Here is a 14,693-nt window from a genome sequence, read left to right as displayed (position 1 = left end):
AAGAAGAGACCAGGACGCGGCGCGGCTTGAACCGCGCAAGGCGCTTTCAAAACCAGTGGATCACCAGACTGTAAATGAAGAGCGCTAACCCACCGATGACATTGAGCACACCTTGCCACACAGCGTCGGCGCCCTCGTAATTTTTCTGTGGCCCGAAGCGGCCCACATCAGAGATGTTTTTGTTGATGATCCCGATGATGCCTCGACCGATGAGCACGATCCCCACGAGGCCAAGCAGCAGTCCAAGCTTTGCACTACGCATCGATCCCCCCTAAGGCCGCGCAATACGGTCGCACGGCCAAGATCATACAAAACAGGTGTCGGTGCCAGTGACGGGAACTGTGCCTGGCGAGCAGAGCGTCCCAGTGGGCGGATTACGCTGGGACGGCACCGGTGCGGGTGACTTACTGGTGGGTGATGCCAGCAGTAAGCGCGCGCGGACTGGATTTCAGCGCAACCAGCCATGCAAATCACCCGACGGGCGTGTCCGGCGTGAGCGACGGGTCAACCGATTGAACGCGGGCAATGATTGCGGCGACCGTGGCGTTGATGGTTGCTGTCATTGCAGCAGAATGGCCGACGCGGGAGCGCGCCGAAATGCGTGTGATGATCGCGGGGTATCGTTGGGGTGCTATGCACCACAAAACGCCCCCAAGTGACCCCAAAACACCCCGTGCGTAGCCCACGGATTATAAGAAAAACAGGCAAGAAAAAAGGCCGAAAGCCAGAGGCTTACGACCTGTTCTTGGTGGAGCGGAGGAGGATCGAACTCCCGACCTCTGCATTGCGAACGCAGCGCTCTCCCAGCTGAGCTACCGCCCCACACGAGCCGCAAATGTTAGCAGCGGACCAGGACCGAGCCAAGCCCTGTGGGTCAGGCGTCGGGCAGCTGGCTGCTCAGCCGTTCGTGGAGCACGCCGCGGCGCCAGCCTTCGAGGGCCTCGGGCCATTCGGCGGTAACCACGTATTCCTCCAGCACCTTGCGCGAGCAGAGCAGGCCGGGGGGCAGGTCCAGTTCGGCGGCCAGGGTGTCGACGGTTTCTTTCATGGCGCTCAAGGCTTGCTTGGCCTTGCCCTGTGGAAAGCCGGGGATGGCGCGGGTGGCGGCCATTTCCTCGTCGCTGATGGGCATGGCGAGCAGTTCGAACAGCTCGGCGCGTTGCTGGGAGCGCAATGCGCGTTGGCCGCTGCTGCGTTTTTCCAGCTCGTCCAGGCGCGCGGGCGGTTGTTGGGCCAGGCTCAAGCTCAGTGCGTCTTCGGCCAGCCAGGGGCGGGGGCGGTCGAGCTGGCGCGCAGTGTGGTCGCGCCACAACAGAATGCGGCGCAGCAGTGCCTGCTGTTGGTGCGGCCATTCGGCCGCGCCGCGCAGGGCCAGTTGCGGTTGCGTGTCGCCGGAGCGTTGGCAGCTTTTGCGCTTCTGGCGTTCGCAGTCTTCGGCGTGCCACGAGGTGCGGTCGCGTTGCGCCAGGCGCTCGGCGAGTTGCTGGTGGATGGTGTGCAGATAGACCACGTCGAGGGTGGCGTAGGCGCTTTGCGAAGGGGTGAGCGGGCGCTGCATCCAGTCCGAGCGGGTTTCGCCTTTGTCGAGTTCCGCGCCGGCCAGTTCGGCGACGAGTGCGCGGTAGCTGATGCCCAGGCCCATGCCGGCGAAGGCGGCGGCAATCTGTGTATCGAACAGCACGCCGGGGCCTTGCGGCAGCCAGGGCGCCAGCGTTTCCAGGTCTTCGCTGGCGCTGTGCATCAGGGTGGTCACCTGTGCTCTTTCAAGCGGTCGCAAGGCGTCGGCGATGTCGAAGGCCAGCGGGTCGACCAGCGCATAGCGCTCGTCGGCGCCCAGCTGAAGCAAAGCCAACTGGGGATAGAAGGTATTGCGGCGCATGAACTCGGTATCGAGTGCGAGCGTGGCGCTGGACGAAAGCCCCGCCAGCCATTGTTCGAGTCCGCTGCGCTGGGTGATCCAATCGGCGTGGGGAGGCGTTACGGGCAGGGGCATGCGTGTTCCTTGAACCGACAGGACAGGCGATCGGCGATTGCCCCATCATCATTGGTGCCATATGGTAAGCGGCGAACCATAGCAGGCCAGCCACGGAACGCCCAACATGCCGAGCAAGGAAACCGTACAACGCCAACGCGCATTTGGTGGGGCGCTTGGCGTGCTCGTGCTGGCTTTTGGCCTCACTTATCACTTTTTTCCGGAAATCTTCCACGTCAGCCCGGAGGAAGTGGCCAATCCGCCTTCGCCCGTCACCGGCGGCCTGACGCACGCCACCCCGGCTCGGGCGAGCAGCGTGCCGCCTACGGCGCAGGAGGAGCTCAATGCCGGTCCGCCGCTGACCTTGGCGCCGACCGCCGTTATCGCCTCGCGCCTCAATCGCGCCCACATTCCCTTGCCCGAGCAGCTGACGGCCGATCCGCCGGAGGTGCGCGCGCTGATCGAGCGGGCCGGCAAGGCCTTCCTGGCGGGGCAGGTGGCTGGCGACAAGAACAGTGCGGCCGCTCTGTATCAGCAGGCGATCAAGCTCAAGCCGGACAGTCGCGCCGCCGTGCAGGGCCTGGACCAGGTGCGCACCCACTTGATTGCCGAGATCACCCAGGACATCGCCATCGGCGACTCCGAAGCGGCCGGTACCTTGCTGGATAACCTCAAGGCCCTGCCGAACACGGCCAGCGACGTGGCGCCGCTCGAAGCCAGCATGAAGACGCTGATCACGGTGCGCCCGATGCTGGCTCAGGCGGCCGATCTGCTGCAACAAGGGCATGGCGACAAGCCCAGCGGGGACGATGCGCTGGATCTCTATCGCCAGGTGCAGAAGCTCGATCCGGAAAACGCCGTTGCTGCGCAAGGCATTCTGCAGGTGCAACGCGTGGTGCTCGATCGCGCGTTGGCCGCGGTGGCGCAAAACGATTTTTCCGGCGCGGAAGCCGCCATCGACGAAGCGCAATCGATCCAGCCCAGCTCTCCGCAATTGCAGGATGTGCGCGGTCAGGTCGACAACATCCGCCAGCAACGCGCAACCGGCGTGCTGGCGCAGGCGCGTTCCGCACTGGATGCGGGCAATATTGCGCTGGCCAAGCAATTGGCGGGGCAGGCGCAGTCGATCAGTCCCACGTTGGCCGGCATCGAGGCTTTCGAGGAGCAGCTCACCAATGCGCGGCTATACGCCAACTACAAGCCCGGGCAGGTGTTCACCGATCGCTTCGTGGACATGACCGGGCAATCGCCCACCATGCTGGTGGTGCCCACCGGCAACTTCATGATGGGTGCGCCGGATGGAGAAGAAGGGCGTACCGATGCGCAGACGCCGCAGCATCAGGTCACCATCGACAAGGGCTTTGCGCTGTCGCAAACGGACATCACCGTTGGTCAGTTCCGCGAGTTTGTGCGGGCGAGCGGCTACAAGCCCGATTCGGTGACCGGAGGCGGCGCGAGCGTCTATGACGAACGCACGGGCGTGATGCGCGACGATTCCAGCGCCACCTGGGAAGACGATTACGCCGGCCACGCCGCCGCGAACAATCTGCCGGTGGTGAATATTTCCTGGAACGACGCCAATGCCTACGTGCAGTGGCTCAGCCAGCGCACCGGCAAGAAGTATCGGCTGCCCAGCGAGTCGGAATTCGAGTACGCGTTGCGCGCCGGCAGCACCACGCGCTACTGGTGGGGCAAAGGCGCGCCGGCCACCAAGGTGGAAAACCTCACCGGTTCGCTGGATCGCTCGCCCAGCGGGCGACGCTGGAGCCACTCGTTCCACGGCTATGGCGATGGCTATTGGGGCCCGGCGCCGGTGATGAGTTTCTCGCCCAACGCCTTCGGCTTGTTCGACATGGACGGCAACGTCTCCGAGTGGATGACCGACTGCTGGCACGACAATTACATCCGCGCACCGGTGGACGGCAGCGCCTGGGTGAACCCGGGATGTTCGGTGCGCGTGGTGCGCGGCGGTTCGTGGGGCAGCTCGCCGGAGCAGGCCAATTCCGCGTATCGGCAAGGTGCGGATGCGAGCGTTCGCAGCGGGCGCGTGGGCTTCCGCATTCTGCGCGAGCTCTGAGTTCGCCGGCCGCCGCTCTTTGCTGAAGATGCTTTGAGCATGCAAAGAATCGGACGACGCCGATTCACCGCGCAGAAAAATTGAAAGACAATTTCCGCCGGCGTGGATGCCTCACCTCGTCCATGTTTCGATGAACGACCGGCCATTTCGGCCGGTTTTTCATTCCTGTTTGCAACTCATCGATGATGGAGCATCGATTCCGATGGCGTTCGACCACCTGATTACCGACATCCTGTTCGGTTTTACCGGCCTGATCAGCATCATCAATCCGATCGGCATGGCCTTCGTTTTTCTGGAGCGCACGCAATCGCTGACCAACGCGGAGCGTGCGCAGCTGGCGAAAAAAGTCGCGACGAATATTTTCTTTGCCTTGATCGTGATCTTTTTCGCCGGCGCGCCGGTACTCAATTTCTTCGGTATCTCGATGGAGGCGCTGCGCATCGGCGGCGGCTTCGCGGTAGCCGTGGCGGGTTGGCACATGTTGAACCAGCCGGATGTACCGGCCAGCGAGACGCCGCCGCCGGGCGGCGACCTGCGCAGCCTCATGGCGAGCGCCTTCTTTCCGTTCGCCGTGCCGCTGACCGTGGGGCCCGGAACGATCGCGGCGGCCATCGCACTGCATGCCAACCGGCCAAGTGCGTGGAGCGATTACCTCGTTACAGCGGCCATTTCGTTGTCAGTGGCTGCGCTGGTGGCTGGCGTCATCTGGCAAATCTACAGCCGGGCCACGCTGCTGGCGCGCTATCTGGGCCCGGAGGGCACCAAGGTGGCCATGCGCGTATCGGCGTTGCTGTTGTTGTGCGTCGGCGTGCAAATCATGCTCACCGGCATCTCGGCGTTCCTGCAATCGATTGCGTTGCACGGTGCCTGAGGCAGGGTCGCCCCAAACGACAAACCCGGCTTTCGCCGGGTTTCGCAAGACAACAAAAAAGCCGCATCGCGCGGCTTTTAAGTGGTGCCCAGAAGAGGACTCGAACCTCCACGGTTTTACCCGCTAGTACCTGAAACTAGTGCGTCTACCAATTCCGCCACCTGGGCAGGTGTCGCTTCGACTTTCGGTCTGTGCGAGCCGCGTAGAGTAGGCATAGTCAGAGGGGTTGTCAACTATTTCTTCGCAGTTCGCATGACGAGGGTGCGATTTGAGATGGGCGTGCGTCCAAACCGTTCATCTGATGGTGCATCGAGGCGATACTTAGCGCATGACCAAAAAACACAGTCCAGGTAAGGATAAGGCGCCGCGCAAGACGGCCAAGACCACCAAGGCGCGTACGGCTGAGCCGAAAACCCCGCGCCGAAGCCGCGCGGCAGCCGCCGAAGCGTCCGCGGTGCCCCAGCGGCAGGATCCCTTTGCCAAACGGGAGGCCGAGCGCTACGAGCGGCCGATCCCCAGCCGCGAGGCGATCCTCGCCTTGCTGGAAGAACGCGGCGAGCTGCTCACCGAGGCGCGCGTCGCCGAAGCGCTGGAGCTCTACGACGAATACAGCATCACCGCGTTGTCCAAGCGTCTCAACGCCATGGTGCGCGATGGGCAACTGCTGCTCGGTCGCCGCGGCGGCTACGCGCCGGCGCGCAAGCTGGACTTGATTCCCGGTGTGGTGCTGGCCAACGCGGAAGGCTACGGCTTCCTGCGGCCGGACGAAGGTGGCGAAGACCTTTACCTGTCGCCGTATCAGATGCGCAGCGTGATGCATGGCGATCGCGTGCTGGCCAGCGTGGTGGGTGTGGATCGCCGCGGACGCCGGCAGGGGGCGATCGTCGAGGTGCTGCAACGCCGGTCGCCGCGCCTGGTGGGACGCGTGGTAATCGACAACGGCGTCACCGTGGTGGTACCGGACGACCGCCGCTTGCACCAGGACGTGATGATTCCGCCGGGCAAGGAACAAGGCGCCCGCTCCGGCCAGATCGTGGTGGTGGAGATCACCGACCCGCCCACGGCGCACCGCGGTCCGCTCGGCGCGATCCGCGCGGTGCTGGGCGAGCGACTGCAGCCGTCCCTGCTGGTAGAGATGGCGATCGCCAGCCACGACCTGCCGCACGAATGGCCGCAAGAAGTGTTGCGCGAAGCGGCGCAGATCGAACCGGAAGTGACCGCCGCCGAGCGCGAAGGCCGCACCGACCTGCGCAAGCTGCCGCTGGTCACCATCGACGGCGCCGATGCGCGCGACTTCGACGATGCCGTCTACGCCGAACCCAGGCGCGGCGGCGGCTGGCGGCTGGTGGTGGCGATTGCCGACGTGTCGCATTACGTGCGCGTGGGCACGGGGCTGGACAAGGAAGCCTACGAGCGCAGCACCTCCACGTATTTCCCAGGCTTCGTCGTGCCGATGCTGCCGGAGACCCTGTCTAACGGCATCTGCTCGCTCAACCCGAAGGTGGAACGCCTTTGCATGGTCTGCGACATGCAGGTCGGCGCCGATGGCGAGGTGGTGAAGTCGAAGTTCTATGAAGCCGTCATGCGCTCGCATGCGCGCCTGACTTACGACAAGGTGTGGCAGGCCATCGGGTTGAACGATGCCGACGCCCGTCACGAAGTGGCCGATGTCTTGCCGCAGTTGGAAAACCTGCATGCCCTGTACAAGGCGATGGCCGAGCAACGCCACCGCCGGGGCGCCATCGATTTTGAAACGCCGGAAGTGAAATTTCGCCTCGACCAGACCGGCGAGGTGCAGACGGTCGGTGCGACCGAGCGCAACGATGCGCACAAACTGATCGAGGAATGCATGATCGCCGCCAACGTACAGGCGGCGCTGTTCCTGGAAAAGCGCAAGATTCCGGCGCTCTATCGTGCGCACGAGCCTCCGCCGGCCGAGAAATATGAAGATCTGCAGCAGTTCCTGCGCGAATTCAAATTGCGCATGCCGCCGCTGGAAGACGTCACTCCCGGCGACTTTGCCGACGTGTTGCGCATGGTGCAGGATCGCCCGGAACGCGCGCTGATCCAGTCGGTGCTGTTGCGCGCGCAAAGCATGGCGGCTTACCAGCCCGACAATCGCGGCCACTTCGGTTTGGCGCTGAGTGCGTATGCGCACTTCACTTCGCCGATCCGCCGCTATCCCGATCTGCTGGTGCACCGGGCGATTCGTTACGCACTGGCGGGCGGCAAGCCATCCGCTTACACCTATACCGACGTTGCCATGGCAGCGATGGCCGTGCATTGCTCGCAACGCGAGCGCCGCGCCGAAGAGGCCGAGCGCGACGTCGACGAGCGCTTCCGCTGTGCGTGGATGGCCAAGCACGTCGGCGAGGAGTTCGACGGTACGGTGACAGGAGTGACGTCCTTCGGCTTGTTTGTCGAGCTGGACGAGTCGAAGGTTTCCGGCCTCGTGCACATCAGCCAGTTGTCCAACGACTACTACCATTTCGATCCGGTGCGCCATCTGTTGAAAGGCGAGCGCACCGGTTTGCAGTTCCGTTTGGGCGATCACGTGCGCGTGCAGGTGCTGCGCGCCAGCCTGGAAGACCGCAAGATCGACTTCCGCCTGGTGCCGCCCGGCAAGAAAAGCGCATCGGAAGCTGCGCCGACGGCCAAGCGCTACGACTACGGTGCCTCCGGCGAACGTTACTCGCTGCCGCCCGGCCAGCGTCCATTGCCGTCGCTGCCGCCGGTACCGGGGCGCGATCGCGGAGCCAAGCATGGCGATGCGGCGCCATCCCGCAAGACATCCGCGAAAGGCGCTGCCGTCGGCAAGCGCAAGAGCACGCAAGCGGCCGGCAATGCCGGTGGCAAGGCCAAGAAAGGCGCGCCTAAGGGCCGCGCACCGAAATCGAAAGGTAAACGATGAGCGAGAGTTGGATTGTCGGGATCAACCCGGTCGAAGGTGCACTGAGCAATGATGCTGAGCGCGTGCGCGAGGTGCTGGTGGAAAACGGCCAGCGCAATCCGCGCGTGCACGAATTGGCCGAGCGCGCCAAGTCGCTGAAAATTCCGGTGCATCACCGACCGCGCGAACAGCTGGAGAAGCTGGCGGGCGAGGCACGCCATCAAGGCATCGTCGCCCTGTATCAGGCGCCGCCGCTGGCCGGTGAAAACGATCTGCCGGAGCTGTTGGAAAAAGCCGGCAATGATGCGCTGGTGCTGGTGCTCGATGGCGTCACCGATCCGCACAACCTCGGCGCCTGTTTGCGCAGCGCCGCGGCGGCCAACGTGACCGCGGTGATCGTGCCCAAGGACCGTGCCGTGGGTTTGACCCCGGTCGTGCGCCGCGCGTCGGCCGGCGGTGCCGATCGCGTGCCGCTGGTGGCCGCGACCAATCTTGCGCGCGCCTTGCGTGCGCTCAAGGATGCCGGTGTATGGATCACTGGTCTGGCCGGCGATACCGAGCAATCGCTCTACGACATCGACCTGAAAGGTCCGGTGGCGCTGGTATTGGGCAGCGAAGGCGAGGGCATTCGCCGGCTGACTCGCGAAACGTGCGACTTCGTGGCAAAAATTCCCATGCCGGGCACGATGGAAAGCTTGAACGTATCGGTGGCTACCGGCATCGTTCTGTTCGAAGCCTTGCGTCAAAGGAGTGCGCGATGACTTTCTATTGGCATGACTGGGCCGGTTATATCGGCGTGGTACTGGTACTGCTGGCCTTCCTGCTGTTGCAGGCACACAAGCTGCACGGCAACGGGCTCGTTTTTCAGTTGATGAACGTATTCGGCGCGATCGGCGTGATGCTGTCGCTGCTGTTCGGTGCCTTCAATGCTGCGGCGTTCTTCATGCAACTGGCGTGGTTGCTGATCGGCGTTTACGGTATCGGGCGCGGCATGCGTCTGCGTCGCGAAGGGCGTGCCGCACCATAACCCCGCCTAAACGCGTTGTTTGGTTCACTCGCCGCGGAACCCCATCTCGGAGCAGATGGCTTTTGCTCCGCGCGTGTACGCTCGGTGATTGCCATGGCAGCAGGGACGACCCTGCATGCCTCAATCCCTCGCGGGGACGACCCTGCACATCGATGCAAGGAGTTGTCCCATGGCGTGGATCTATCTGGTATTTGCCGGCGTTTTCGAAATCGGCTGGGCCATCGGCCTGAAATACAGCGAAGGCTTTTCCCGTTTGTGGCCGAGCGTAGCCACGTTGGCGGCGATGGCGGTCAGCATCACTTTGCTGGCGTTGGCGGCCAGGCAGTTGCCGATCGGTACGGCCTACGCGGTGTGGACCGGCATCGGCGCCGTCGGTGCAGTGGTACTGGGCATGGCCTTGTTCAATGATCCGGCCACGCCCATGCGATTGCTGTGCGTGGGCTTGATCCTGGCGGGCATCATCGGCTTGAAGCTGACGGCTGGCGCGTGACGGTGGTCTGGCCGGCCATCTTGCCGTCGTGCCAGCGCTGGATGGTGTAGCTGTGCATCGTTGCGTCGGTGGCCGGTGTTACGTCGGTCACCAGCAGCAGGTCGCCGATGGAATGGGTTTTGTCGATTTCCATTCCGTCGGCAAGCGTTGCCGGTGCAGCCCACTTCTCCCCGGAAACTTGCATGAAGACGAAAGCGCTGGGCTGGGGTTTCCAGCTGAGCAGGTGCAGTTCATAAGCGACGAATTCCTGCACGGCGATACGGCGGCTTGGCAGCCCTGGTGTGCTCGCCAACTGCTCGGCGAATTGCAGTGCGCGGTCTTCGTCGTCGATACCGTGCAACGCCCACGCAACCAGCGGGCAGGCGGTTGCGCTGGTTTGGCCATCCCGTAGCGTCTGGGCGAACTGCTGCAACAGTTCGTCCGGTGCATACGCGTGCAGACGATATGTGTTCGGCAGGTAGTAGCCGTAGTAATTCCGCTGGAGCGTCTCACGCACAACCGGCAACAGCGTGCCGCCATAGTCTTCGGGCGAGGCGACTACCGGCAGCGTCGCCTGGCTGCATGAAGAAAGGCCGCGTACGTAGGCAGCCGATGCGCGCCAGGGCTCGTTGGTCGGCAGCAGGCGTCCGCGGATCAGCACGAAGAGCTGCGAGCCCACCAGCACGATCGCGGCGAGAGCCAGCCATTGGCCGAGCCGCGTTTCGGTGCGCGGCCCGGCCACGTCGTAGGCGCGCCCAATCAGGAACCAGCCAAACGGCGCGCAGACCAGCACGTTGCGGTAGGAAAACGAAGGGGTGACGAGTACGGATACGGCAATGCCGCCGACGATTACGCCCAGCAGCACGAACCAACTCAAGCCCGTGATCCAACGAATGGAATCATCCGTTCGTTCGACGGGCACCTGGGTACGCCGCGAATGGTGCAGCCAAAGCCCCAGCAACATCGCCGCGATCACGATTGCGCATTGCCGGTTGATCAGGTTGAACAGCGTGCGATGCAGTTGCGAGAGAAAGAACTTCGGTTTGTTGTTGAACCACGAGCCGGAAAAATCGTGGCTGTAGCCGGCATGCGCCATCGGCCACAGGAGGCCCACATACAAGCCGAGTATCAGCAGGCCCGATCCGATCAGGGCGATGCGCAGCGGCCAGCTGCGCGCGGTGAGGATCAGGTAAAACAGCAGCATGCCAACGGTCAGCAGCATGTAGGCATGCGTCTGGCTGCCGGCCACGCCAAGCAGGGTCAATCCCGCCCAATACCCCCAGGGAAAACCGGCGCTGCTGCGCGAGCGACGCCGCAGGCCGATGGCCGTGGCAAGCAGAGCGACGGATAGCACTTCGCAGAGCGCATAGTCGCGGGCATTCTGGGCCTGCACGAACCAGTACATCGAAGTGGTTGCCGCGGCGCAGGCAAACGCGATGGCGGCAGGTGTCAGCCGGCGGCGCGTGCAAGCGACAAACAGACCGATGGCGGCAACGGCCAGCAAGGCGCTGGGGAGTCGCACGGCGACTTCGCCGGTGCCGGCCAACTGGACCCATCCGTAGAGCAGGAAGTCATACAGCGGCGGGTGCACGTCCGACAGCATGCGCCGGAACACGCCGGCAAGACCGTCGTGATGGTCGATCAACTGCAAGGTGAACAGCTCGTCGGCCCAGAAGCTGTTATTGGAGAGGCCGATGAAGGCGAACACGCAACCCGACAATGCGATCAAGGCGTACAGCGCCCCAGGCCAAGTAATGCGGCGGTCTTGGGTGCGGTGCTCCACGGATGGACGGGTATTCAATGTACGGATTCCTGTTCGCGGCGCCCGCCTCGTATGCATCTGGCGAGATGGGCGGGAAGGGGGAACAGTACGCGACGTGCCCCGCAACGAAAAGGCCCGGACGAATCGCCCGGGCCTGGAAGAATCAACGGCGGTATCAGTTTTCGAAAGAACGCGCGGAGGCGATCATTCGTCCCGGTTGCCCAGCTTCACCGGTTCCGGGCTGGAGGTAAGGTCGCGCTTGTCGCGTTGTGCGTTGAGCGGCTCACCCTTCACCTGGAACCACACGTTCTCGGCGATGTTGGTGGCGTGGTCGCCGATGCGCTCGATGTTCTTGGCCATGAACAGCAGATGCGTGCACGGCGTGATCACGCGCGGGTCTTCCATCATGTAGGTAAGCAGTTGGCGGAAGTAGCCGGTATAGGCTTCGTCCAGCTGCACGTCGTCCTGCCACACCTTGTAGGCGAGTTCGGCGTCGCGGTCGCGGTAGGCGCGCAGTACTTCGCGTACTTCCTCGGCAGCCAGCTCGGCCAGGTGTGCCAGGCCGCCGGTCGGGGTAAGCGGTGCAGCCATGGACAGTGGGATGGAGCGCTTGGCGACGTTGGCGGCGTAGTCGCCGATGCGCTCGATGTCCGCGGCAATGCGCAGGGCGGCGAAGACGTTGCGCAGGTCGCCGGCGATCGGCGCGCGCAGTGCCAGCAGACGCACCACGTCGTGGCTGATTTCCTGTTCGAGCTGGTCGATCGCTTCGTCGTTGAGCACCACGTGCTGGGCAGCGCGTTCATCGCGACGGTCGACCACGTCGATGGCGGCTTCCAGCTGGCTCACCGCCAGCTCGCCCATGCGAACCAGCTCGCCGGTGAGGCGAATCAGCTCGTCGTCGTAGCTCTTGATGATGTGTTCCTTGCTGCTGCCGCTCATGGGTGGTGCCTCGTTGTGGTTGATGGGGGAGGGCGCTTTGCGCCGTTAGCCAAATCTGCCGGTGATGTAGTCTTCGGTCTGCTTCTTGCCGGGCTTGGTGAAGATTTTTTCGGTGTTGTCGAACTCGATCAGCTCGCCCAGGTACATGAAGGCGGTGCGATCGGAACAGCGCGCCGCCTGCTGCATATTGTGGGTGACGATTACGATGGTGTACTCGTGCTTGAGCTCTTCCACCAACTGCTCGATGCGGCCGGTGGCGATCGGATCGAGCGCGGAGGTGGGTTCGTCCAGCAGCAGCACTTCCGGACGCAGCGCGATGCCGCGTGCGATGCACAGGCGTTGCTGCTGGCCGCCGGACAGGCCCAGCGCGCTCTGCTTGAGCTTGTCTTTCACCTCATCCCACAGCGCTGCGCTGCGCAGCGCCTGCTCGACGCGGATCTCCATGTCGGCGCGCGACAGCCTCTCGTGGTGGCGGATGCCGTAGGCCACATTTTCGAAGATGGTCATCGGGAACGGCACCGGCTTCTGGAACACCATGCCGACCTTGGTGCGCAGGCGGTTCATGGAATAGCTCGGGTCGAGGATATTCTCGCCGTCGAGCTCGATCGAACCCTTGGCTTCGAGCTTGGGATAGATCGCATAGATGCGGTTGAAGATGCGCAGCAAGGTGGACTTGCCGCAGCCGGACGGCCCGATGATCGCAGTGACCTGCTTCTCCGGGATATCCATGTTGATGCCTTTCAGCGCATGGTAGCCATGATAGTAAAAGTGCACGTCGCGCACCTTGATCTTGGCTGGCGTTGCGGCGCCGGTCAGCGGGGCCGCGGCAGCGGCGGCGAGGTCATTCATAACTCACCTTTTTGCGCGAAAACATGATGCGGGTCAGCAGGCTCAGTGCCAGCACGAACAGGGTGATCAACAGCGCGCCGGCCCAGGCGATCGCATGCAGCGCCGGATTCGGATCGTTGGTGTACTGATAGATCGTCACCGGCATGCTGGCCATTTTGTCCAGGGGATGCGCGGTCATGAAGTTGTTGCCGAAAGCCGTGAAAAGCAGCGGCGCGGTTTCGCCGGCCAGGCGTGCCAGCGCCAGCAGCACGCCGGTGAGAATGCCGGAGAAGGCCGCGCGCATCAGCACCTGCATGGTGAGCTTCCACTGCGGAATGCCCAGCGAAAGGGCTGCTTCGCGCAACGTACCCGGCACCAGTTGCAGCATTTCGTCGGTGGTGCGCACGATCACCGGCAGGCCGATCAGCGCCAGTGCCACGCTGCCGGCGAAGCCGGAGAACGAAATGGCGCCGTTGGTGAGGTTGGACATGGGCAGCACGACGATCACGTACACGAACAGGCCGAGCACGATCGACGGCGCCGACAGCAGAATGTCGTTGAGGAAGCGGATCGATGCGCCCAGGCGCGTGGAGCTGGCGTATTCGGCCAGGTACGTGCCGGCCAGCACGCCGATCGGCGCGCAGATCATCAGCGCCATCAGGTCCATGATCAGGCTGCCGACAATGGCGTTGGACAGGCCGCCCTGGTCGGCATAGGCGGTGATCTTGGTGAACAGCGTCGGGGTGATCGCGGAGATGCCGTTCTCAAGAGTGATCCACAGGATCCACACCAGAAAGATCAGGCCGAGCAGGGTGGCGCAGCCACTCAGCACCAGCGCAACGATGTTGGTGATGCGGCGGCGGGCGTAGACGGCGGACATCAGCGGCCCTCCTTGCGTGCCAGCTGGCGCAGCATCAGGCGTGCGATCAGCAGCACGATGAAGGTGACCACGAACAGCAGGAAGCCGAGTGCGATCAAGGCGGAGCGATGCAACCCGACCGCTTCGTTGAATTCGTTGGCGATGCTGGAGGAGATCGACGTGCCCGGCATCAGCAGCGACGAGGTGATGTTGTAGGAGTTGCCCAGCACGAAGGTCACCGCCATGGTTTCGCCGAGCGCGCGGCCCAGCCCCAGGAAAATGCCGCCGATCACCGCCGAGCGGGTATACGGCAGCACGATGTCCCACACCACTTCCCAGGTGGTGGAACCGAGTGCGTAGGAGGATTCCTTGAGGCGCGCCGGAACCGTCTGGAACACTTCGCGCATCACCGAGGAGATGAACGGCAGGATCATCACCGCCAGCACGATGCCCGCCGTCAGCAGGCCAAGGCCAAGCGGAGGTCCGTGGAACAGGGCGCCGATGACCGGGATGTTGCCCAGCGTGTCGTTGAGCCACGGTTCGATGCCGGCCATGAACGGGACGAACACGAACAGGCCCCACATGCCGTAGATGATCGAAGGAATGCCGGCCAGCAGTTCAATGGCCGTGGCGACCGGACCGCGCATCCAGTTGGGTGCGATCTCGGTGAGAAAAAGCGCGACGCCGAAACTGACCGGAACGGCCAGCACCAAGGCGATCAGCGAAGTTACCAGCGTGCCGGCGATCGGCGCCAGCGCACCATATTGGTCTTCGACCGGGTTCCAGTCGGCGCTGAACAGGAATTTGAAGCCGTCCTTGAACAGCACGTCGCGACCGCCCCACAAGGTGGAGAGTGCGGCACCGAGCAACGCCGCCAGCACCAGCAGTGCGCAGGTGCGCAACAGGATGCGGAAGATGAAATCGTGTCGGGCATCGGCGCGCGAACGGTGTTCGGTATCACGGGCGAGCGGTTCGGCGCTTGTCGCTTGCATGCTGAGG

13 protein-coding genes and 2 tRNA genes are annotated in these 14,693 nt (G+C 63.7%); 6 read left to right on the top strand and 9 right to left on the bottom strand.

Annotated elements, in window-relative coordinates:
* Nucleotides 1-46: 46 nt before the first annotated feature.
* The 3 genes from ISS99_RS18305 to ISS99_RS18295 all read right to left on the bottom strand — a co-directional run bounded on the left by ISS99_RS18305 (nucleotide 47) and on the right by ISS99_RS18295 (nucleotide 1,993).
* Entirely contained in the window at nucleotides 47-262 is a 216-nt protein-coding gene (locus tag ISS99_RS18305) for a hypothetical protein (RefSeq protein WP_204633047.1), read from the bottom strand.
* 484 nt (nucleotides 263-746) lie between these two features.
* Nucleotides 747-822 (bottom strand) — tRNA-Ala (locus ISS99_RS18300).
* A gap of 52 nt (nucleotides 823-874) precedes the next feature.
* Nucleotides 875-1,993 (bottom strand): ribonuclease D, encoded by a 1,119-nt coding sequence (locus ISS99_RS18295; protein WP_204633046.1) that lies wholly within the window; start codon nucleotides 1,991-1,993, stop codon nucleotides 875-877.
* A 106-nt stretch (nucleotides 1,994-2,099) separates the two neighbouring features.
* Between ISS99_RS18295 and ISS99_RS18290 the strand changes: the two genes are divergently transcribed.
* Both ISS99_RS18290 and ISS99_RS18285 read left to right on the top strand, forming a co-directional pair.
* Nucleotides 2,100-4,049 (top strand): formylglycine-generating enzyme family protein, encoded by a 1,950-nt coding sequence (locus ISS99_RS18290; RefSeq protein WP_204633045.1) that lies wholly within the window; start codon nucleotides 2,100-2,102, stop codon nucleotides 4,047-4,049.
* A 202-nt stretch (nucleotides 4,050-4,251) separates the two neighbouring features.
* A complete protein-coding gene (locus ISS99_RS18285) occupies nucleotides 4,252-4,920 on the top strand; it encodes a MarC family protein (protein ID WP_204633044.1) in 669 nt (222 codons plus the stop codon).
* 82 nt (nucleotides 4,921-5,002) lie between these two features.
* Here the strand turns inward: ISS99_RS18285 and ISS99_RS18280 are convergent.
* Nucleotides 5,003-5,087: transfer RNA gene (locus ISS99_RS18280), tRNA-Leu, on the bottom strand.
* Between the two features lie 161 nt (nucleotides 5,088-5,248).
* Between ISS99_RS18280 and rnr the strand changes: the two genes are divergently transcribed.
* From rnr to sugE, 4 genes are all read left to right on the top strand, one after another.
* Nucleotides 5,249-7,831, top strand: a complete 2,583-nt coding sequence (gene rnr / locus ISS99_RS18275; RefSeq protein ID WP_204633043.1) for a ribonuclease R — start codon at nucleotides 5,249-5,251, stop codon at nucleotides 7,829-7,831.
* Nucleotides 7,828-8,571 carry a 23S rRNA (guanosine(2251)-2'-O)-methyltransferase RlmB gene (gene rlmB / locus ISS99_RS18270; RefSeq protein ID WP_204633042.1) on the top strand — a complete coding sequence of 248 codons (744 nt, stop codon included), beginning with the start codon at nucleotides 7,828-7,830 and terminating at the stop codon, nucleotides 8,569-8,571. Before rnr ends, rlmB begins: the two co-directional genes overlap by 4 nt.
* Entirely contained in the window at nucleotides 8,568-8,837 is a 270-nt protein-coding gene (locus tag ISS99_RS18265; protein WP_204633041.1) for a CBU_0592 family membrane protein, read from the top strand. Before rlmB ends, ISS99_RS18265 begins: the two co-directional genes overlap by 4 nt.
* A gap of 169 nt (nucleotides 8,838-9,006) precedes the next feature.
* The gene (gene sugE, locus ISS99_RS18260; RefSeq protein WP_204633040.1) at nucleotides 9,007-9,327 is read left to right on the top strand and encodes a quaternary ammonium compound efflux SMR transporter SugE; all 321 of its coding nucleotides are present in this window, start codon (nucleotides 9,007-9,009) and stop codon (nucleotides 9,325-9,327) included.
* Here sugE and ISS99_RS18255 read toward each other — a convergent pair.
* The 5 genes from ISS99_RS18255 to pstC form a co-directional block, all read right to left on the bottom strand.
* Entirely contained in the window at nucleotides 9,296-11,107 is a 1,812-nt protein-coding gene (locus tag ISS99_RS18255) for a glycosyltransferase family 39 protein (RefSeq protein ID WP_204633039.1), read from the bottom strand. The two genes, sugE and ISS99_RS18255, sit on opposite strands and share 32 nt — an antisense overlap.
* Before the next feature lie 165 nt (nucleotides 11,108-11,272).
* Nucleotides 11,273-12,007 carry a phosphate signaling complex protein PhoU gene (gene phoU / locus ISS99_RS18250; RefSeq protein ID WP_204633038.1) on the bottom strand — a complete coding sequence of 245 codons (735 nt, stop codon included), beginning with the start codon at nucleotides 12,005-12,007 and terminating at the stop codon, nucleotides 11,273-11,275.
* A 45-nt stretch (nucleotides 12,008-12,052) separates the two neighbouring features.
* Complete coding sequence (gene pstB, locus ISS99_RS18245; RefSeq protein ID WP_204633037.1) at nucleotides 12,053-12,856, bottom strand: phosphate ABC transporter ATP-binding protein PstB; 804 nt, start codon at nucleotides 12,854-12,856, stop codon at nucleotides 12,053-12,055.
* Nucleotides 12,849-13,715, bottom strand: coding sequence for a phosphate ABC transporter permease PstA (gene pstA / locus ISS99_RS18240; RefSeq protein ID WP_204633036.1), 867 nt, complete (start codon nucleotides 13,713-13,715; stop codon nucleotides 12,849-12,851). Before pstA ends, pstB begins: the two co-directional genes overlap by 8 nt.
* Nucleotides 13,715-14,686: a phosphate ABC transporter permease subunit PstC gene (gene pstC, locus ISS99_RS18235; RefSeq protein ID WP_204633035.1), complete on the bottom strand. Its 972-nt coding sequence runs from the start codon at nucleotides 14,684-14,686 to the stop codon at nucleotides 13,715-13,717. Before pstC ends, pstA begins: the two co-directional genes overlap by 1 nt.
* Nucleotides 14,687-14,693: the final 7 nt, after the last annotated feature.

Origin of the sequence: Dyella mobilis (genome assembly GCF_016904945.1) — a bacterium.
GTDB lineage: Bacteria > Pseudomonadota > Gammaproteobacteria > Xanthomonadales > Rhodanobacteraceae > Dyella_B > Dyella_B mobilis.
Note: the sequence above shows the minus strand (reverse complement) of the source record. Positions and strands in the feature narration are given on the sequence as shown.